This is a genomic window from Pseudoalteromonas sp. S3785, assembly GCF_005887365.1.
Classification (GTDB): Bacteria; Pseudomonadota; Gammaproteobacteria; order Enterobacterales; family Alteromonadaceae; genus Pseudoalteromonas.
The window spans coordinates 1-19,068 of record NZ_PNCT01000044.1 but is presented as its reverse complement, the minus strand read 5'-3'; the positions used below and the strand labels follow the sequence as shown (position 1 = coordinate 19,068).

At 40.9% G+C, this 19,068-nt stretch carries 17 protein-coding genes and 1 pseudogene; 7 read left to right on the top strand and 11 right to left on the bottom strand.

Features of this window, described 5'->3' with window-relative positions; translation table 11 throughout:
* Positions 1–195 precede the first annotated feature (195 nt).
* The 3 genes from CWC17_RS11890 to CWC17_RS11880 all read right to left on the bottom strand — a co-directional run bounded on the left by CWC17_RS11890 (position 196) and on the right by CWC17_RS11880 (position 3,539).
* The gene (locus CWC17_RS11890; RefSeq protein WP_138613012.1) at positions 196–2,025 is read right to left on the bottom strand and encodes an AAA family ATPase; all 1,830 of its coding nucleotides are present in this window, start codon (positions 2,023–2,025) and stop codon (positions 196–198) included.
* Between the two features lie 145 nt (positions 2,026–2,170).
* Positions 2,171–2,644 (bottom strand): hypothetical protein, encoded by a 474-nt coding sequence (locus CWC17_RS11885; protein WP_138613011.1) that lies wholly within the window; start codon positions 2,642–2,644, stop codon positions 2,171–2,173.
* 292 nt (positions 2,645–2,936) lie between these two features.
* Positions 2,937–3,539, bottom strand: coding sequence for a cold shock domain-containing protein (locus CWC17_RS11880; protein ID WP_138613010.1), 603 nt, complete (start codon positions 3,537–3,539; stop codon positions 2,937–2,939).
* Positions 3,540–3,944: 405 nt separating this feature from the next.
* Between CWC17_RS11880 and CWC17_RS11875 the strand changes: the two are divergent.
* A pseudogene (locus CWC17_RS11875) lies at positions 3,945–4,490 on the top strand (trimeric intracellular cation channel family protein); the annotation flags it as partial.
* Between the two features lie 146 nt (positions 4,491–4,636).
* Here CWC17_RS11875 and CWC17_RS11870 read toward each other — a convergent pair.
* Positions 4,637–5,146 (bottom strand): DUF421 domain-containing protein, encoded by a 510-nt coding sequence (locus tag CWC17_RS11870; protein ID WP_138613009.1) that lies wholly within the window; start codon positions 5,144–5,146, stop codon positions 4,637–4,639.
* A 106-nt stretch (positions 5,147–5,252) separates the two neighbouring features.
* Positions 5,253–5,693 carry a GNAT family N-acetyltransferase gene (locus CWC17_RS11865; RefSeq protein ID WP_138613008.1) on the bottom strand — a complete coding sequence of 147 codons (441 nt, stop codon included), beginning with the start codon at positions 5,691–5,693 and terminating at the stop codon, positions 5,253–5,255.
* A gap of 108 nt (positions 5,694–5,801) precedes the next feature.
* Between CWC17_RS11865 and gloA the strand changes: the two genes are divergently transcribed.
* On the top strand, positions 5,802–6,329 hold the full coding sequence (gene gloA, locus CWC17_RS11860) for a lactoylglutathione lyase (protein WP_138613007.1): 528 nt from the start codon (positions 5,802–5,804) through the stop codon (positions 6,327–6,329).
* An 81-nt stretch (positions 6,330–6,410) separates the two neighbouring features.
* On the opposite strand, the gene htpX is transcribed toward gloA, so the two are convergent.
* From htpX to bioB, 6 genes are all read right to left on the bottom strand, one after another.
* Complete coding sequence (htpX, locus tag CWC17_RS11855; protein ID WP_138541112.1) at positions 6,411–7,274, bottom strand: protease HtpX; 864 nt, start codon at positions 7,272–7,274, stop codon at positions 6,411–6,413.
* Between the two features lie 229 nt (positions 7,275–7,503).
* Positions 7,504–9,066: an FAD-dependent oxidoreductase gene (locus CWC17_RS11850; RefSeq protein WP_138613006.1), complete on the bottom strand. Its 1,563-nt coding sequence runs from the start codon at positions 9,064–9,066 to the stop codon at positions 7,504–7,506.
* Between the two features lie 146 nt (positions 9,067–9,212).
* Complete coding sequence (gene bioD, locus CWC17_RS11845) at positions 9,213–9,896, bottom strand: dethiobiotin synthase (RefSeq protein ID WP_138613005.1); 684 nt, start codon at positions 9,894–9,896, stop codon at positions 9,213–9,215.
* A 33-nt stretch (positions 9,897–9,929) separates the two neighbouring features.
* A complete protein-coding gene (locus tag CWC17_RS11840; protein ID WP_138613004.1) occupies positions 9,930–10,799 on the bottom strand; it encodes a methyltransferase domain-containing protein in 870 nt (289 codons plus the stop codon).
* Positions 10,796–11,953, bottom strand: coding sequence for an aminotransferase class I/II-fold pyridoxal phosphate-dependent enzyme (locus CWC17_RS11835; protein ID WP_138613003.1), 1,158 nt, complete (start codon positions 11,951–11,953; stop codon positions 10,796–10,798). The genes CWC17_RS11840 and CWC17_RS11835 overlap by 4 nt, the downstream gene beginning before the upstream one ends.
* An 11-nt stretch (positions 11,954–11,964) precedes the next feature.
* Entirely contained in the window at positions 11,965–13,005 is a 1,041-nt protein-coding gene (bioB, locus tag CWC17_RS11830; RefSeq protein ID WP_055017659.1) for a biotin synthase BioB, read from the bottom strand.
* A 92-nt stretch (positions 13,006–13,097) separates the two neighbouring features.
* Here bioB and bioA point away from each other — a divergent pair, with 92 nt between their 5' ends.
* From bioA to CWC17_RS11805, 5 genes are all read left to right on the top strand, one after another.
* The gene (gene bioA, locus CWC17_RS11825) at positions 13,098–14,399 is read left to right on the top strand and encodes an adenosylmethionine--8-amino-7-oxononanoate transaminase (protein ID WP_138613002.1); all 1,302 of its coding nucleotides are present in this window, start codon (positions 13,098–13,100) and stop codon (positions 14,397–14,399) included.
* Positions 14,400–14,562: 163 nt separating this feature from the next.
* The gene (locus CWC17_RS11820; RefSeq protein ID WP_055014838.1) at positions 14,563–15,375 is read left to right on the top strand and encodes a hypothetical protein; all 813 of its coding nucleotides are present in this window, start codon (positions 14,563–14,565) and stop codon (positions 15,373–15,375) included.
* The gene (locus CWC17_RS11815) at positions 15,376–16,416 is read left to right on the top strand and encodes an extracellular solute-binding protein (RefSeq protein ID WP_138613001.1); all 1,041 of its coding nucleotides are present in this window, start codon (positions 15,376–15,378) and stop codon (positions 16,414–16,416) included.
* Positions 16,417–17,916 carry an ABC transporter permease gene (locus CWC17_RS11810; protein WP_138613000.1) on the top strand — a complete coding sequence of 500 codons (1,500 nt, stop codon included), beginning with the start codon at positions 16,417–16,419 and terminating at the stop codon, positions 17,914–17,916. It abuts the gene before it with no gap.
* 14 nt (positions 17,917–17,930) lie between these two features.
* Positions 17,931–18,950, top strand: coding sequence for an ABC transporter ATP-binding protein (locus CWC17_RS11805; RefSeq protein ID WP_138541120.1), 1,020 nt, complete (start codon positions 17,931–17,933; stop codon positions 18,948–18,950).
* The last annotated feature ends 118 nt before the right edge of the window (positions 18,951–19,068 follow it).

Here is a 19,068-nt window from a genome sequence, read left to right as displayed (position 1 = left end):
ATTTGACCCCACCAGCTTTTAAATGCGCTATTAGCCTTTCACGATAACGGTCCATTATGACTCTCTAAATTTTTATCTTACACTACATTACGATGTGAGCAACGCTAACAATAAACCTAACCATACCTTCATAAACACGTAACCCAACGATTGAATGAAAATGCCAATCGTTGGAAATCACTCTCAAAAGCTTAGCTATAGAGCTGGTTTTAGATGATCTAAGTGTGGAGAACAAAGCTTTAAAAACACACTTTTCCAACGTTCTGGTAATTCGTTAAACTCTTCACCCCAGTTTTGTGAAATGTGCTCATATGCCTTATATGGTTTTTCACCTGATGGTGTATCATAGCCTAACAAATCTTCGATACACTCTTCGATCATAATTCTGCGCTCTACGCCTGTTTGAGCAAGAATAGGCGCATTCATTGCTTCAGCCCTCTCAGTGCCAGCATCTCGATCGTGCATAAAGATATAATTAACATTTAATGCATTTAAGTATTTAGCTATCGAAATCAGCACTGCTTTACCACGAGCTCTCAGGAACTCACAATTTCCTATAACCCTAGCTTTATCTTCAGAGCTTAAACGTTTAATTGTTTCTCTAACGACAACTTCTTCTGTGTCTCCTTCCACAAATATACATTTTTTTGTAAAGAACATTCTTGAGATATAGTCATCAACTTTTAAAAGCATCTTCAGATTTTGCTTTTCATCCCTTTGAAGATCAGAGAACGCATTTTCAAGATTGAATGATGTAGTTCCAGTAAACCCACCATCGACATATGAAAACTTAGTTAAGCTAATGCTCTTGTCTGTACCAAGATTTACCATATATGGTGAATGAGTAGTCGCTACAATTTGACAACTAGGTCCAGCTAGTTCGTACAACGAATCCCTCAGCTGATTTGAAGCCGAAGGATGCAAATAAATTTCAGGCTCTTCAAAGCAAAAAATTGTACTTCTAGGGTTTTCTGCATTTTTATTCACAAATTCCTGTACAAACCTTAATAATTGGAACGCTGTTGCTCTAATCATGCCGTGACCTTGGTATGAGACTTCTGTTTTTACATTGCTTTCTAATTCGACTGAGAACTGAGGTTTAATAGTTTTCTCTGGTTTATCTAGTGCAGCAGAAACATGGACAGATGAATCTGGGAACAAATTGTGAACCATACCATTTAGTTCTTGGATTAACTTGCCAAAGTCAGTTTCAGTATCACTTGGATTTAATTCGGACGCTAATTCATTTAAAAAACGCTGTGCTTGTTCATAGTTATCCGACTGAGACCGCACCTGTTCAAATAAATCACCTAAAAGAGAGTGCAATGCCCCGTTGCTTGATGTTAATTCAGATACGCATGATTCAGCTGGTACAACAACTATTCGAGGTAATTTAGAAAGTACATTACCAGGAATACCACCTGGATTTTCAACCCAATCTGGTTCTTGATCTTCCTGAACTTCCCAGTATTCAGTTAAGTCTTCAAGTTTTTCTTTTACTGCTTTAATAGTTAGTTTTTTTGTAAAGTTAGCCTCATCGAAGTATTCTTTCAAAAACTCCTCTGTGAAGCTGTCGCCTACCAACTCAGATACTTGCGTTGCAGCAACAAACTGCTCTTTAGGTACTTTGGGATATTCAAGCATGTAAACTTTTGGTTTTGACAGTTTGATAGACCAAACCTTTTTGTAAACTATGCTGTTTACGGTTTCATCAGGTAAAGGGGCTTCAGCTCTAATAATTCTTCCTTTAAAACCGACCCACTCTTTAGCTTCTTCTGGTAAATTGTGGTATTCCGCAACTATTTCAATCTCTTCAGAATATTCATACAAATCCTCTTCCTTATTATATGTTTTCGAATAATCTTCTCTCAGTGCATTTTTAGCACTATGTAAGAGTTGAATTGCTGAAAAAACACTAGATTTACCAGCATTATTCGCACCAATTAGAAAAGTCGAGTCTCTAAAGCCAATCGTACAACCTTTTAATTTGCGAAAATTATCGATCTTGATTTCATGTAATCTCACCTAGCCACCTTATTATAATGTAGTACTGAGTTTAAGCCCCATATACCCAATTAAAGGGTAATAATATAGTTGGCTAAAATGTTGAGGAACTAAACACAGCAAGCTGTATTTTGTCCCGTTTTAACAACTAGTTTTAATCAACTTTTTACTTGTAGATTGCAACGTTAATAAAATTACCACTAGGTAATATAAACTCTTGGAAGTTCTTATTTCCAGCAACAACTTTTAGCGTTTTGGTATGTTTAATCTGTTTTACTTCACCTCTAAAACATTCGTTTTTATCATAGTCATTATATTTTGAGGCGTCGATTCCGTACTCAGTAAACTCGACAAGCCCTTTTTGAGGCTCTACTGAATAGCTATACCCAACTATGAATTCTTTACTTTTAAAGGATCTAGTTTTCTTTTGTAGCGTTTCCATACATTCTGTTATTGCGTATGACTTACTACTTGTTTGACTATCATATCCAGTATCTAACATTAATGATGATGAACTAAGAATTTCTTTTTTCTCTGAATCAAGGAGTTGCAGAGAAACGGTATAGTTGTCATCGGCATACACATTTAAAGATGGTAGCAATGTACAAGTAACTAATATTGATAGAGGTTTTATTTTCATTTAGGTAATTCCTTTCATAGATATTAAATGATGCTGACGGTTCCAGCTTATTGAACATGACTTTGGGGAGTTATAAGTCCCCAAAAAGCGTATTACTTTTTCGATAATTACACCGCACAACTCGTTTATAATCAGACAATAACAATTGCTACTCAGTAGCCTTTGTAATTTAACCCCATAACGCCTTTTTATAATGTTATGAGGCAAATTACGCACCACTGCATTTATATACAGTACATAGTAAAACCTATCCTAAATTTAACTTTAAACTAATCGGTTTCAAAAATTACCACTAATCTTGGAACCTTGTATCGTTCTCACACGGGTCACCATCTCTATCGCCATCCATTTTTGTATTTGGGCAATTATTTATAAAAAATACCGCCTCTGCACGTGAAGTCATTTGGCTACAGTGCTGCCTGCCATCGCAGGTAAAATTATGGGTGTTTTGCGGAATCACAATTTTTGGGTATTGCTCATCAAAGGTGGCTAAATCGGCGTTGGTAATAAAAGGTGTGTGGTTATTAAATTGCTCGTTATTTTTATAATGGGTGTATTTATTTACTGCGATAAAGCCAAGCACGGCGATAATGCTAATTGAGGCGGCTTTGCCTAAAAAGCTATTTGTAAAATTTGATTTAGCAACACGATGATGGATTGATTTTTTAGGCGTGATTTTAAGCGCAGCTACGCCTTCAATACGGCAATTAACGGCTTTGCTTTTACCATCGGGTTGTGTGGCTACTTCAAAATAAATAGTGTCGCCCACTTTTGGCTTGCGGCTCATGTGTTTGAGCGCTGAAATGTGTATAAAGGTGTCGTGCGCTTGGGTGTCTGATTTAATAAAACCAAAGCCCTTTTCGTCATTCCACGCTTTTAACAATCCTTTGTTCATGTATTTACCTGTGCTGATTAAGCTGCAATTACGCAAATTCCATTTAAGTTAACGCTTGTTAGTATACGTTCCTAAATTAGGACGATGCAACCAAATATTCATATTAGGTTAATTTAAATAGTTGGAAAAACACTTAAGCGTATGTGATGAATGATTAGCTGTTGGGTTTAAAAATATCAAATAATGACCTATTTTATTTTATAATTTACGGCCATTTGTCCTTCGTTTTACTACTACTGACTTTACATTACAATTTAACTTAACAGCTTGTTTACACTAGAGTTATGCATTAGTTATTTCTATCTGAATTAAGCATTTTTAGTGTGATTTTTCATTCGTTATTTACTTAATTTATCTATACAATCCTCACCTTATTTTTACGCACAGATTTCAAGTGATTATCGCATGCTACTAACCGTTGTTTATATTATTGGTATTACCGCAGAAGCCATGACCGGCGCACTTAGCGCTGGCAGAATGAAAATGGATTGGTTTGGTGTTGTACTGGTTGCCAGTGCAACGGCAATTGGGGGTGGCAGCGTGCGAGATATTTTACTTGGCAATTACCCCCTTACCTGGGTTCAGCACCCGGAGTATTTATTAATTACGTGTATTGCCGGTATTGTCACTACGTGGCAGGCTAAATGGGTGGTTAAATTTAAAGGCATTTTTATGCGCTTAGATGCGCTGGGGCTTGCGGCGTTTAGCATTATTGGCTGCCAAGTTGGGCTAAATATGGGTTTGCATTATGGTATTTGTGCAGTGGCTGCGGTTGTAACCGGTGTATTTGGTGGGTTACTGCGCGATTTAATATGTCGCCAAGCGCCGCTTGTATTACATAACGAGCTATACGCGAGTGTATCGTTACTGGTTGCCTGCTTATACTTGGCACTGCACCATTACAATATTGATGACAACATCAGCATTATTGTAAGCCTTGTCGCAGGCTACTAAATACGTATGGCGTCAATACGTTTTAAATGGCGCCTACCTACCTTTAGTTTGTTAGAGCAGCACGCTAAATAAAAATACGCTTTACTAAAAAATAAGGCAGGTATTAAACCTGCCTTAATTAATATAAGTACTAGCGCCTTACTTTATTGCTCGCTTACATCACTCAGCGCCGTTTTTAACCCGCTTTTATTTTGCTTTAGTACACTAAAACTGCCATCGGTTTCTAGCACCACGGCGGCTACATCTTCTATGGCTAATATACCCGCGCCACGAATAGCGGCGCGAATTTCTGATTTAGTTACCCGCTGCGACTTAAGTGCCGCCGTGCAGTATTCACCATCACTCAATAACAGCGTGGGCTCTGCTTTTATTAAAGCCGCAAATTTAGATGAGCGTACGCTTAGCCACGTAATAAAATATTGCAGCCCTATTAATACTACAAACGCGAGCATGCCCTCTAGCAGCGCAACGCTTTTTGTAATGATCACCGAGGCTAAAATAGAACCCAGAGCAATAGTGACAATAAAATCAAACACATTCCATTTAGAAAGCGTACGCTTACCCGATATACGCAGCCAAAACACCAGCGCGATATAACCCAGCACGCCAATAATAAGTACGCGTATTAAGCCCTGCATATCATCAAAAAACATAGTCACTCCTTTATATACGTTATTTTCTGTATAAGTAATTGCCCGCAGTAGTTATTTAAACCCTACATGGCACTTAGTTAAATAACGATGAATAAAGCGCCCTATTTTATTTTGCTAATTGTTTTACAAACTTAATTTTACTGAGCATCGTACTGTGTTTATCGACATAGCCAGCTATGTGATAGCCATTTGTGATTAACATAGTAAGCATTTGAGGAAACCGGTTCATCGATTTTACATGTATATGGGTATAGCCTTGCTCAGCGGCCCATTGCTCCTGCTGAATAAGTAGCTTTTTAGCTATACCACGCCTTCGGCTTTTATGATGTACGCCACCAAGCCAGCTATAAAATTGCGTAGTTGATTGTTCATAGCCAATTTTAAAACCGACTAATTCATTTTCATGGTAGGCCACTAATATAAGCGCTTTTTTATTATTTAAGCGGGTTTCTAATGCTTGGTTATCAATAGTGGTTAAAAGTTCGGGAATATGTTTACTTACAGCAGTTATATCCTTAAATGTGCCCGTGGTTATTGTAATAGCCATGTACTTCCTTATTTTAAAATTGCGCTATGTAATTTAAACGACGGTTGATTATAATAATTTAAGCATTATATCTCTATTTTCGCTTCTTAATTTATACAAAGGATTACCATGTCTAGCTATAACGAATCGCCAGAGCAAATTGAACAAGCCACTAAAGGCTATGTGATGCAACAAACTATGTTGCGTATTAAAGATCCCAAACCGTCACTCGAATTTTATCAAAATGTATTAGGTATGAAGCTATTAGGTAAGTATGACTTTCCTGAAATGAAGTTTACACTGTACTTTTTAGGCTACGAGCCAGAGCAGCCCCAAGGTGATGATAAAAGCAAAGCTAAATGGGTATTTGGCCGCCCTGCGCTTATTGAGCTTACTCATAACTGGGGCACAGAAGACGACGATAGCTTTGAGGGTTACCATAGCGGTAACCAAGAACCTAAGGGCTTTGGCCATATTGGTATTAGCGTACCGGATGTTTACGCTGCCAGCGAGCGCTTTGCAAAGTACGACGTAGAATTTGTTAAAAAGCCAGATGATGGCTCAATGAAGGGCTTAGCATTTATAAAAGACCCCGATGGCTACTGGATAGAAATTCTCTCACCAGAGGGCATTACCGATATTATTTTTGGTAAATAACCTCAACGCTTGATAAACCAGTTAGCACATACTAAAAAGCCAGCTATTAAGCTGGCTTTTATGTTTTAAATAAGGGTTAGCTTATTTACGTAGTGCGTCTATTCGCGCATCAAGTGGTGGGTGAGATGAAAACAGCTCAGCCATCCCTTTTCCACTTGCAATACCAAAGGCCATCATTGAGCCTTGTAATTGCGACGGGTGGTTTTGCTTTAATCGCTCAAGGGCAGAACGCATTTTGTCTGCACCTACCAATTTAGCGGCGCCACTGTCGGCAGCAAATTCGCGTTTACGGCTATAACTTGCAACCACTATGCTTGCCAGTACTCCAAATACAACTTGGAATAACATGTCGAATAAAAAGTAAGACCAGCTGCTACCGCCCTCTTCTTCATCGCCATTTAAAAAGTTATCGACTATGCCTGCCAGTACTTTGGCGGCAAATATTACAAAGGTATTTACCACGCCTTGTATTAGCGTAAGCGTTACCATGTCGCCATTAGCAACGTGCGAGACCTCGTGGGCAAGTACGGCTTCGGCTTGGTCTTGATTCATGTTATGTAATAAACCTGTGCTTACCGCCACCAGCGAGTTGTTTTTACTTGGACCGGTTGCAAAGGCGTTCATTTCTGGGCTGTCGTAAATAGCTACTTCAGGCATGTTTATACCTGCTTTTTGAGCTTGTGCTGATACGGTTTGTACAAGCCAGTGCTCGGTTTCATTGCGCGGTTGAGTAATTACTTGTGCGCCCGTTGATTTTTTAGCAATCCACTTAGACATAAATAACGAAATAAACGAGCCACCAAAGCCAAATACAGAGGCTATAAGTAATATTCCGCCAAGGCTACGATGGCTTAAACCCAGCGCGCTCATTATTATTGAAAGCACGACACCTAATACCAACATAACCGCTAGGTTAGTTAATAAAAACAAAAATATACGTTTCATATTGTCCTCACAAAAATAGGTTTGATCACCGAACATAAAATTAAATTAGGTTAAAGCAATCATTACGCTATGACACACTATGTCATAGCGTTGAGGCTATTCTGTGACAAACTATGTCATAACGCAAGGGTTATTTTTGGGTTTATGAATAAATTTTTAAAGAGGCTTTAAAAAGAGGGAAAGTGCGGCATAACACGATATTGAAACCTCGTTATGCCATTAAAAATAACTAGTTGCGGGTGGTTTTAATACAATTGTTAATGGTTGCCATATCGGTTGGAAAACCACGCTCTGTTGCTAATAATTTAGCAACCTTAGTGATATCTGCATGGTTATGCTGCAAAAGGTAGGTCCACTGATGATGAGTGCGATGTGCGTTAATGTGTTCATCATCGCTTAGTAAGCCAAGTTTTGTAAATTCGGCGACTATTTCGTCGGCAGCAATTAAGGTAGATGATGCTTTTACGTTTTCGGCACGTGCATAGCTAATATGCGAATATAAACTAACATCTGCTACGCGCAAAGTGTCGTCTTCGCCAGGGATTTGCTGGCCGCCAAACAAAGCATTGTTTTGTGTATTGGCACTTTTAAATGCTGGTACAAACTCGGCTACATAATCAATGGCTTTTTGACTACGTGCTTTTAATACCTGCTGATCCCACCCATTATTAATATAATTTAAATATTTATCAGGCAGTTGTGGCTGCGCCGTTTGCTCAGTAGTATCGGCTAGGCCATCGTTAAACAAGGTAATTGAATTAGTCATACCATGAATTTGATAAAAGCCATTAGGATAAGGCGTTAATTGTGCCATGCCCTCGGGTGTACCCCGATTACCATAAATAATAATTTCGGGTATTTGCCCGCCAGCCCCTTGCCAGTGCGTAATGTATGAGGCTTTAAATTCGACCATACGCTTGGGTTTTACGCCGACCATGTCATCAACAATACCCGTTTGAAAGCCACAGGCATTTATAAGGTAATCTACCTCTACTGTTTGGGTTGTGCTGCTTTGGTTGTTTTGGTATTCAATTTTCCATCTTGGCATTTGACTGCCAGCACTGTTTTGCTCAACTTGGCTAACTTGCTTAACCTCAGTACTGGTAAGTACGTTCGCGTGTTCGTACTGAGCAAGGGCAAGTTGCGCACTAGCCGATAACCTAAAAATATTCCAGCCGTATTCTTGAGCTACAATTAGCGGGTATTTTACTTTGTTTAAATTTAAGTGCTTAGCTACGGGGATCATCCATTCATCAAGCGTTTTAGGCTGTGCAACTTGCTCTTTTTTACTCAGCGCTATCATTTGCTCATGGCTATACAACTGATAGTAATTATCAGGCTCGCCAAGCACCTTGTTATTGCAATCTTGTTCAACGAGTTCTTTATATGCGTTGGTAATTTTATCTAAACGTGGCAGTAAATCGTCGGGTGAATCGTCATCGCGTGTTGGTACTGCAAACACGGTTGGGCGCACGTCTATGGTGAAGGGGTATAGGCGTAATATATCAATACATTGTTTGAGTAAGTCTATGCAGTCTTCGTCTGGTATTTCACGGTATAAGTTACCGCCCGCATGTAAATGACACATGGGCGGGCCATCTATTAGTGACTTTTTTTTCTCAAAAATAGTGGTTTGAATACCAAGCGCAGCCAAACGTATAGCTATTGTTGCTCCCGCTGTGCCGCCACCTAAAATGCCCACACGGGTTTTAGGCTGAGTACTTTGCGGTACTTGTGGCTCTGCCGTGACCTGTGTGTTTTGAGCATAGCGCTTAATATATGGGTGCGTCATATAGCGGGTTATTTCCTTAGTAACAAAAGCTGTAACCTTTAATATGTGTACTAAAGTAGGTAAATTCAAGGCGTAAATACAATTAATAAGCTCATGTATTTAATATAAAAAACTGCTTTGCATTTAAAAACGCAAAGCAGCCCAAATTAGCTCTGTATATTGAGGGTATTAAGTAAGGTTTTGTATATTTGCAGTTTAGGGGTTTGCTCGCTGTATGGGCTTATAGCCAAAATAGGAAATGGCAAGCGTGCTTTTAACGAATCAAGGTTAGCTTGGTACTCGTCCATATTGGGGTCTACTTGGTTGGCAATCCAGCCTACACAGTTTATGTCTAAACTTTGCATATGGGCAGCGGTAAGTAAGGCATGGTTTAAGCAACCTAGTTTCATGCCTACGACTAAAATTACCGGTAGTTGCTGGGCTTTAACCCAATCGTATAAATAATCGGTGTTATTAATTGGCAGTGCCCAACCACCCGCGCCTTCGGTTAAATGATAATCGGCACCTTGTTGTTTAAGGGTTGCGTACGCTGTGCTTAAGTTATCAAGCGTAATAGTAACCCCTACTTGCTCTGCTGCTATATGCGGTGCAATAGGTGGTGCAAAGGCAAACGGATTTATTACATCGTATTTGGCACTTACCGTGGCGCTTTCCATTAGCATAAGTGCATCGGCATTTACTAGCTGATCAAACGCCATTTCGCAGCCTGCGGCAAGTGGCTTAAAGCCAATTGCGTTTTTTTTATGTTGGCCGAGTAGCTTTAACAGCAAACTAGTAACGTGGGTTTTTCCGGCGTCGGTGTCGGTACCGGTAATAAAAAATTCTTTCATTTTACTGCCTTGATCAATTTTAACGTGTGCTACTTACGTATTTGTAATCGGTTTTTTTAAAGATAATAATACCACATGGTACGACACACACGCTTGATTGTTTAAAAGCGGATATGCCTTGCATACCCGTTGCAAAGCCGACTTAGTTAATAACCCTTGGCGTGAATTAGCATGATTTTGCGTTGTAGCACCAATGGCTTTAATAGATTTAATGGCTTTTAGTGGGCTTGAGTAACAATCGGTATAAATTACTTTTTGCGAGCTATTAATACTAAACCCCGCTTTTTGGACCGACTGGTTTATATAAGCGTGTGTATTAAAGGTATTTATATGGCTTCGGTTATCAAGCGCTGCAAACGCTGTTTTAATTTCGTTAAGCGAGCCCACAACCACTGTACTTATATAAGCCTGCCCGCCAGGCTTTAAGCTTTTATAAAGCGCCTGCATTAATTTTTCAAAATTGGCCGACCACTGCATTGCAAAATTACTAAATATGGCATCAATACTGTTTGCTTGTAGCGGCAGGTTATCCATATCGGCGCAAATTTTCGCCGTGGTTAATAGCGAACTTTTAAGCATGTTTAAGCTTAAATCTATGGCGATTACTTGGCCGTATTGATTGTTTAGTCGTGCAGTATTAACCAGCGGACCAGCACCTAAATCAACACATAATTTATTTTGGTTGTGTGACTGGGTGTTTATTAATTTAAATAAATCGCTTGCTGCCTGTTTTTGTACATTTGCATGGCTGTTGTATTGCTCAGCTGCTTTAGAAAACTTATTACTTGCCCCCTTTTTAAGGGCTGAATGGGGGCGAACTTGCTCAGCATTTATAGCTGAAAGCGCCGGCTTTTTATTTACAGTTTGCGCACTGTGGTTATCAGTTAAGGCCTGCGCAATCATGCTATTGCGCCTTTTAAGTGCTCAACAAGTGTGGTTATATCTGCATGGGTATGCGCTGCAGTTAAGGTAACACGTAACCGCGCGGTATTATGCGCAACAGTTGGCGGGCGAATAGCCGTCAACCAAATACCCTGTTGTTTAAGCTTTTGCGCTGCGTGCAAGGTTTGCTCGGCGCAGCCAAGTACAATGGGCTGAATAGCAGTGTCTGAGTCCATTACAGCAATAGCGTGGTGTTTACAAAGCTGCTTAAAAAAAGCAATGTTACTACTAAGCTGCTGACGTTTATTATCTGCGCGCTTTATGGCTTGCAAGCGCGTAAGCGTAAGTGCTGCCATAAGTGGCGACATAGCCGTTGAATAGGTGTAGTCGCGATTAAACTGCAGCATGTAATTAATTAATTGGTTATTTGAAAGTACACAGGCCCCGCTACTTGCGACCGCTTTTCCAAAGGTAATAACCAGTATTTCAGGCAGTGCTAAGCCCTCATCCAACAATGCCTCGCAGCTACCTAAACCGGTTTTACCTAATGCGCCAAAACCATGTGCATCGTCAATCATAAGCCAAGCATTGTGCTCTTTAGCTAAAGCAAGCAGCTCTTTTAAGGGGGCGGTGTCGCCATCCATCGAAAACACCCCTTCGCTAATAATCAGCTTATTGTGTGCTTTTGATTTTTCGAGCCGCGAACGTAAGTGTTTTAAATCGTTATGATTAAAGCGCACCAGTGCGGCATTTGAGTGCATTGCACCATCAATTAAACTGGCGTGGTTTAGCTTATCTTGAAAAATTGCACTGTTGTGTGCAGCATTTTTATCACTAAACAGCGCTTTAATTACACTGCTATTTGCACTAAACCCCGAGTTAAACACCATGCCAGCTTCGTAGCCAAGTGCGCTACATAAGTATTGCTCTAACTCTTGTTGCTGCGCCTGATAACCAGTAACTAAGGGAGAGCTGTGGCTACCAAGTAGGTTGTTTTGCTCAAGCTTTATACCGCAATCACCAAAGCCTAAGTAATCATTACTGGCAAAGTTAAGGTAAGTTGCGTTATTTACCGTAATGGTACGTGCTGTAGCGCGTTGCACCACATGGCGTTTGCGTAATAATGCATCTTGCTGGCGCGCTTGAATATGCGTATTTATAAATTCAAATGGCATAAAGGCTAGGCTTACGCTTCGTAGAATAGTTCAGACGTTGCTTTATCAGCTACTTGCGATGAAAGCGACGCCGCAACGGCTTCGTCTGAATAGTCTTGGTGTTTTTCTGGGTTCATGCCTAACTTTTTAATTAGCTTCATGTCGGCATCGGCCTCTGGGTTTTCTGTTGTTAATAGCTTATCACCATAAAATATTGAGTTAGCACCTGCAAAAAAGCACATTGATTGCATTTGCTCGTTCATGGCGCTGCGACCTGCCGATAAACGCACATAGCTGTGTGGCATCATAATACGGGCGGTAGCTATGGTACGTATAAATTCAAAATGATCTAAATCGTCTACGTTTTCAAGCGGTGTGCCTTTTACTTTTACCAGCATATTAATAGGTACGCTTTCTGGTTGCTGTGGTAAATTTGCCAACTGCATTAATAAACCGTATCGGTCTGCAGGCTGCTCGCCCATACCTACAATACCACCTGAACATACTTTCATGCCGGCATCACGTACGTGATCTATTGTATTTAATCTGTCTTCAAAGGTACGCGTTGATATAATTTGTTCGTAATATTCAGGCGAAGTGTCGAGGTTATGGTTGTAATAATCAAGGCCTGCATTACTTAGTTCATGTGCTTTTTCGTTGGTAAGTTTACCAAGGGTCATGCAAGTTTCTAGGCCGAGTTCTTTTACTTCTTTTACCATTTTAGAAATATAGGGCATGTCTCTGTCTTTTGGATCTGACCAGGCTGCGCCCATACAAAAACGCGTCGCGCCTTTTTGTTTAGCTAGGCGTGCTTGTTCTACCACTTTTTCTACCTCGATTAAGCGCTCGCGTTCCAAGTCGGTTTTATAGTGTCCCGATTGTGGACAATATTTACAGTCTTCTGGGCAAGCGCCTGTTTTAATAGATAGTAAAGTAGATATTTGTACTTCGTTAGGATTAAAATTAGCGCGATGAACCGAGGCCGCTTTAAACAATAAGTCGTTAAATGGCATTTCAAATAATGCTTTTACTTCTGCGTGGGTCCAATCGTGGCGAACAGGTGCATGTTCCATAGTAGTCTCTTATTTTTCTCAGTGGTGATGTTGGATTAGTCTACGTCTTGAAGTACCATTGTCAACGAAACCCACCACCTCAAAGTTTACATATGAATAAAAAACAAACGATTGACCTGAATTTTGATCGTGACCACATTTGGCACCCCTACACATCTATGACACAACCTATCCCTGTGTATCCTGTTACTCATGCCAAACACAATATAATTTACTTAGAAACCGGCGAACAACTTATTGATGGAATGGCCTCATGGTGGAGTGCTATACACGGCTATAATCATCCTGCTTTGAATAACGCCATGGTTGAGCAAATAAATAGCATGAGCCACATAATGTTTGGTGGCATTACTCATAACAGCGCAGTTGAGTTGTGTAAAAAGCTTGTTGCTATTACTCCTCCAAGTTTAACTAAAGTATTTTTAGCCGATAGCGGCTCGGTAAGCGTAGAAGTAGCCATAAAAATGGCTTTGCAATATTGGCTAAGCCAAGGCATTACCAGCAAGCAAAAGTTAATGACGCCGTATAAGGGTTACCATGGCGATACGTTTGCCGCTATGAGCGTATGCGATCCGGTTAATTCTATGCACAGTTTGTATAAAGGTTTTTTACCTGAGCATGTGTTTGTACCTGCCCCTGTAAGTACATTTGATGGCAATTTTGACCAAGCAGAAGCGCAAACGCTAGAGCGCTACTTTAAAGCGCACCACCACGAGGTAGCCGCTTTTATAATTGAGCCTATTGTACAAAATGCCGGAGGCATGAACTTTTATCACCCCGCGTATTTGGCCTGCGTTCGTAAATTATGCACGCAATATAATGTTTTACTGATTTGCGATGAAATAGCTACTGGGTTTGGCCGCACAGGTAAATTATTTGCTGTAGAGCACGCTAATATCGAACCCGACATTATGTGTATAGGTAAAGCACTTACCGGTGGCTCAATGACGCTTTCGGCAACGCTTACCAGTGAAAAAATAGCAACAGGTATTAGTGAAGGCGAAGCCGGTGTTTTGATGCACGGACCTACTTTTATGGGCAACCCCCTTGCCTGCGCAGTTGCCTGCGCCAGTATAGATGTGCTCCTAGCGCAAAACTGGCAGCAACGCATTAGTGATATAAATACGCAACTGCAACAACTTAATAAGTGTAATGAATTAGATGCTGTAGCCAATGTACGTACTTTAGGCGCTATAGGCGTTGTAGAGCTAAACGATGTTGCTGGGAGTGTGGATGTTGCAAAAATTCAAGCTTACTTTGTTGAGCAAGGTGTGTGGATTCGCCCATTTGGCAAACTTATTTACCTAATGCCCCCGTATATTAGCGACTCAGCCAGTATAAACACCCTATGCGATGCTATTTACACAGCTATTGCTGGTAAGCATTACTGCTGAGCGTTAAATTATACCTAAGAAGCATAGTCATTATTTGCTTCTTAGGTATTAATTTTGCTCAGGTTTTGAGCTTTTCATTAGCGTATTAGTTATATTGATTTTAGTAAATATTACGGATATGATAATGTCTATCATTTACAATTACCTTTTCGGACTCTCTACTATGAAACACCTTTCTAAATCTGTAAAAACACTAGGTGCAAGCCTATTGTTAGCTTCTGCTTTTGCTACACAGCCTGTGCTAGCTAACGGCCCAATTGGTGAGCACGTAAACCACTTACAAGAAAACATTAAAGACTATTCAGAAGAAGTTGAATGGATGGTTGGTAAAGTAGACACCATGGTAACTGACTACAGCAAAAACGGCGCTAAAGCAGTTAAAAGTGATGATTTAATTGAGTATTGGGAGTCGGTTAAGTTTCACAGCGCCATTGAAACTAACTACGTACCCGTGTACGCCTCTATTTGGCAAGGAATTTATGGCGTAAAAATGGCTATTGATAACAACAAGCCTGCCCAAGAAGTGCGCAAACAGCAAAAAGCCATGAACATAGCCTTGTGGCAAGGTCTTGGTGCTGTTAAGCTTGCCGCAAAATTCCAGCAAAAAGGCTTACTTGATACAGTTAAAGCCACTGCAACAGAAGGCATGACCCAAAGTGCCACAATTGACGAAATCAAGCATAAGCTTGACCGTGTTGTTGCTAAGTTTGCAGAGCGCTTAAACGAAGAAGCCACTGAAATTGTTCACGATACGTATTTACACCTGTTTGAAGGTGTAGAAGGTACGCTTATTGAACAAGATGCAAAACTAGTAGAAGTACTGGAAAAAGATTTTAACGTAACACTTCCACAAACTATTAAAAGCGCTAAAAGCGTTGATGAAGTACGTGACGTGGTAAGTGATATGCACACTAAATTAGACCGCGCTAAAACGCTAATTGAAAAAGCGGAGAAGTCGCGTAAGGATGTTTTTTAAGTGAAGCGTAGGACCTTTATACAAGGCCTAGCTGCGTTAGGGGTTGTTGGCGCTATGCCACTGCCCCTTTCTCGCGCACTAGCTGCCGATATAGCAAACCCAGTGTCTGTTGATAATTTACCAAAGCTTAAAGGTGATTTAACCTTATACCTTGGCCGTGGTGAAGGTGGTTTGTATGAAAATGTATTACAAGCGATTCAGAAAAAAAATCCCGATTTTAATTTAGCTACTCGCCGAGGTCCAACCGCTGCGCTTGCCAATACCATAGTGGCAGAAGCCAAAGCAGGTGTACGTAGAGCCGATTTGTTTTGGGCGGTTGACTCAGGCGCTATAGGCCTAGTGACTGATGCAGGCCTTGCAAAGCCGCTGCCTAGTGATTTATCTGCACAGTTACAACCACAATTTAGATACGATCAATGGGCGCCGGTTACCGGTCGGATCAGAACTTTGCCGTATAACACATCGCGTTTAACTAAAGATCAAATTCCTACAAGCATAATGGACATTGCAGATAGCGATTTATCAATTGGTTGGGCCCCTGCTTATGCTTCGTTTCAATCGTTTGTTACCGCTATGCGTATTTTAGAAGGCGATGATAAAACGGCTAAATGGCTTAAAAAAGTTAAAAAGCGCGCTAAAACCTATGCCGGTGAACTCGGTGTTGTTATGGCGGTTGAACGTGGTGAAGTAGATATTGGCTTTGCTAATCACTATTACACATTACGTCTAAAATCAGGTAAACCCGATGCTAAACTTGATTTAGCCTTTACCGAACAAGATGCAGGCTGTTTAGTCAATGCCTCGGGCATACTTACGCTTAATGATGACCCGCTTGCGACTAACTTTATGCGTTATTTACTAAGCGAAGAAGTGCAAGGTTATTTAGCACGCGAAGCTTACGAGATACCGCTTGTTAATGGTATTACTCAGCCCGAAGGCTTGCCTTCTTTAAGTGATATTTCTCCACCAAAAGTTGACTTGACACAACTTGCGGATTTACGCCCTACCATCAACTTGATGCGCAACAACGGCGTTTTATAAATGCGAATACCTGCTTCTTACCCAATGGCGCTGCTTGCAGCGCTCATTACGATTACCCCTGTTTATATTTTAATTACCCTTGCTAGCGACACCAGTACCCTTTTTGACAGTCATAACTTAAAAATACTGGGCAATACGTTATCGCTAATGGGCTTAACCGTATTAGGTTCAATTCTAATTGGGGTGCCACTGGCTTTTATAAGTGCTTATGTGCATTTGCCTTTTAAAAAAATATGGCTGGTAATTTTTGCCGCGCCATTGGCTATTCCAAGTTATATTGGCGCATTTACTTTATATGCTGCGTTTGGCCCAGGCGGTGAAATAAATAATCTACTTGGCTTTGAAACCCCACCCATGTACGGGTTAAGTGGTGCAGCCATTGTAATGACCTTATATACATTCCCTTTTGTAATGATGACCACACGCTCATCTTTACTTAGTTTAGATGCCAGCATGGTAAACGCAGCGCGTACTTTGGGTATGTCGATGACACAAAGTGTGTTTAAAGTGATTTTACCTCGTGTAGTAAATGGTATTGCAGCAGGCTCGTTATTAGTAGCGCTTTATACCCTTTCGGATTTTGGTACTCCCGCCATGATGCGCTTAGATACCTTCACTCGGGTAATTTATGTAGAATACAATGCGTTTGCGTTAGGGCGTGCTGCTATGTTGTCGTTACAATTAATGGTAATTGTGGGCTTTTTACTATTAATAGAGTCACAAATAAAAACCGCCTCTGAGCGCCACGGTCGTCCACTTGTTTTGTTTCCATCTAAATGGCAAGTAACAGCGATGATTGCTACCTTTGGCCCTATTTTATTACTCGCTATTGGTTTACCGCTGGCAATATTTTTTGTTTGGTTAGCGCGCGATGGTTACAGCAATTTTGACTTTAGCATAGCGTGGAACTCAGCCTATGCCTCAGCGATTGCCGCCATAGTGGCAGTTATTGTGGCTATTCCTGTTGCTCACGCTGCTTTAAGCGGAAAGGCCGGTAGAGTTATGGAGCGTGTTACCTACTTTGGTTTTGGTATTCCCGGTATTGTGATGGGCACCGCCCTTGTTTATGGTGGTTTACAACTGCCATTTTTATACCAAACGTTAGCGCTTTTAATTATCGCTTACATGCTTAGGTTTTTACCACTTGCCGTAGGCTCTGTTCGCACTAGCACAGAACATTTAGATCAAAGCTTAATTAAATCGGCACGCGTACTCGGTGCAAGCCCACGTGAAGCCTTTACTCGCATTACCTTACCATTAACAATGCGTGGAATTATTGCCGGCGCTGCATTAGTGTTTTTAGAGTCAATGCGCGAACTTGAAGCAACACTATTGCTAGGCCCTACCGGGTTTGAAACCCTTTCAACCTATTTATGGCGGGTCTACGAAGCCGGATATTTTGGCCGTGCTGCCATTCCCGGTTTATTGTTAGTGGTGATTTCTGCCTGTGGCTTAGCTATTATGATGTCTGGCGAAAAACGTAACCAACTCGAACATTGAGGATTTAAATACAAATGCTATCTGTAAGCCAGTTGTCTATAGATTACGGCAGTAACCGTGTTGTAAGCGATTTAAATATATCGTTAGGCGACAATGAAATTCTCATGCTAGTGGGCCCTACGGGTTGTGGTAAAAGTACAATATTGCAAGCACTTGCAGGGCTTATCCCTATCAGTGAGGGTGAAATAAACGTAGGTAAGTGGCGAGCAACGCCCACCCTCAATGTGCCCCCTGAAAAACGCAGTGTGGGCATGGTATTTCAAGATTTTGCGTTGTTCCCTCATTTAACCGTTGAGCAAAACATTTGTTTTAGATTAAAAGACACTGCCATTGCCGATCACTGGATTAAACTACTTGGTCTAAATGACTTTAGATCAAAAAAACCAGCCACCCTCTCTGGTGGTCAAAAACAGCGTGTGGCACTTGCCCGTACACTTGCCCACCAGCCTGATTTTGTATTGCTCGATGAGCCACTTTCTAACCTCGATGCCGCATTAAAAGATATGCTGCGCTGGGATATTAGAAATGCCCTTAAAGAAGCCGGTGTGCCTGCAGTGTGGGTTACTCATGACCAAGAAGAAGCGCTTTCTGTAGGTGATCGTGTGGGTGTATTACAAAACGGTAAAATACAGCAGCTCGATAGCCCTGAACAATGTTTTAGCATGCCAAACAACCGCTTTGTGGCACGCTTTTTAGGTGAGGCAAGCTTTATTGCTGGACAGTTTGAAAATGGCCAAGCAACCACCAGCATTGGTGTAGCACCTGGCCAAGGTGTAGACTGTGATAGGGGCGATGTAGATGTATTGCTGCGCCCCGATGATGTACAGCTTATCCAAAACTTAAATCAACCTAATGGTGAAGTTGTTTGGGTACGCTTTGAAGGTGGCAGCCGTTTATGTGCGGTTAAATTAAGCTGTAATACGCTCGTTACTAGCCGTGTCAGCCACGAGGTTGTGGTCAACCCCGGCGACAGCGTTCATGTTTCAATTGTGACTACTCACCCGCTGGCTGTGTATAATACCAACTCGCAATAATATCTAATCAATTTTGCGGAGCTAAACATGTCGCTATCTGCGTTAAAAAATTCTCATTTAGAACAACTAAATAGCGAATTTTTTGCCTTACTATCAAAACGTTTTTCCATCCTCAAAA

What these genes read in the sequence shown, in the direction of transcription:
- CWC17_RS11885 (WP_138613011.1), bottom strand. Translation starts at nt 2,644, where the DNA reads ATGAAAATAAAACCTCTATCAATATTAGTTACTTGTACATTGCTACCA.
- CWC17_RS11880 (WP_138613010.1), bottom strand. Translation starts at nt 3,539, where the DNA reads ATGAACAAAGGATTGTTAAAAGCGTGGAATGACGAAAAGGGCTTTGGT.
- CWC17_RS11870 (WP_138613009.1), bottom strand. Translation starts at nt 5,146, where the DNA reads ATGTTTTTTGATGATATGCAGGGCTTAATACGCGTACTTATTATTGGC.
- CWC17_RS11865 (WP_138613008.1), bottom strand. Translation starts at nt 5,693, where the DNA reads ATGGCTATTACAATAACCACGGGCACATTTAAGGATATAACTGCTGTA.
- gloA (WP_138613007.1), top strand. Translation starts at nt 5,802, where the DNA reads ATGTCTAGCTATAACGAATCGCCAGAGCAAATTGAACAAGCCACTAAA.
- htpX (WP_138541112.1), bottom strand. Translation starts at nt 7,274, where the DNA reads ATGAAACGTATATTTTTGTTTTTATTAACTAACCTAGCGGTTATGTTG.
- CWC17_RS11850 (WP_138613006.1), bottom strand. Translation starts at nt 9,066, where the DNA reads ATGACGCACCCATATATTAAGCGCTATGCTCAAAACACACAGGTCACG.
- bioD (WP_138613005.1), bottom strand. Translation starts at nt 9,896, where the DNA reads ATGAAAGAATTTTTTATTACCGGTACCGACACCGACGCCGGAAAAACC.
- CWC17_RS11840 (WP_138613004.1), bottom strand. Translation starts at nt 10,799, where the DNA reads ATGATTGCGCAGGCCTTAACTGATAACCACAGTGCGCAAACTGTAAAT.
- CWC17_RS11835 (WP_138613003.1), bottom strand. Translation starts at nt 11,953, where the DNA reads ATGCCATTTGAATTTATAAATACGCATATTCAAGCGCGCCAGCAAGAT.
- bioB (WP_055017659.1), bottom strand. Translation starts at nt 13,005, where the DNA reads ATGGAACATGCACCTGTTCGCCACGATTGGACCCACGCAGAAGTAAAA.
- bioA (WP_138613002.1), top strand. Translation starts at nt 13,098, where the DNA reads ATGAATAAAAAACAAACGATTGACCTGAATTTTGATCGTGACCACATT.
- CWC17_RS11820 (WP_055014838.1), top strand. Translation starts at nt 14,563, where the DNA reads ATGAAACACCTTTCTAAATCTGTAAAAACACTAGGTGCAAGCCTATTG.
- CWC17_RS11810 (WP_138613000.1), top strand. Translation starts at nt 16,417, where the DNA reads ATGCGAATACCTGCTTCTTACCCAATGGCGCTGCTTGCAGCGCTCATT.
- CWC17_RS11805 (WP_138541120.1), top strand. Translation starts at nt 17,931, where the DNA reads ATGCTATCTGTAAGCCAGTTGTCTATAGATTACGGCAGTAACCGTGTT.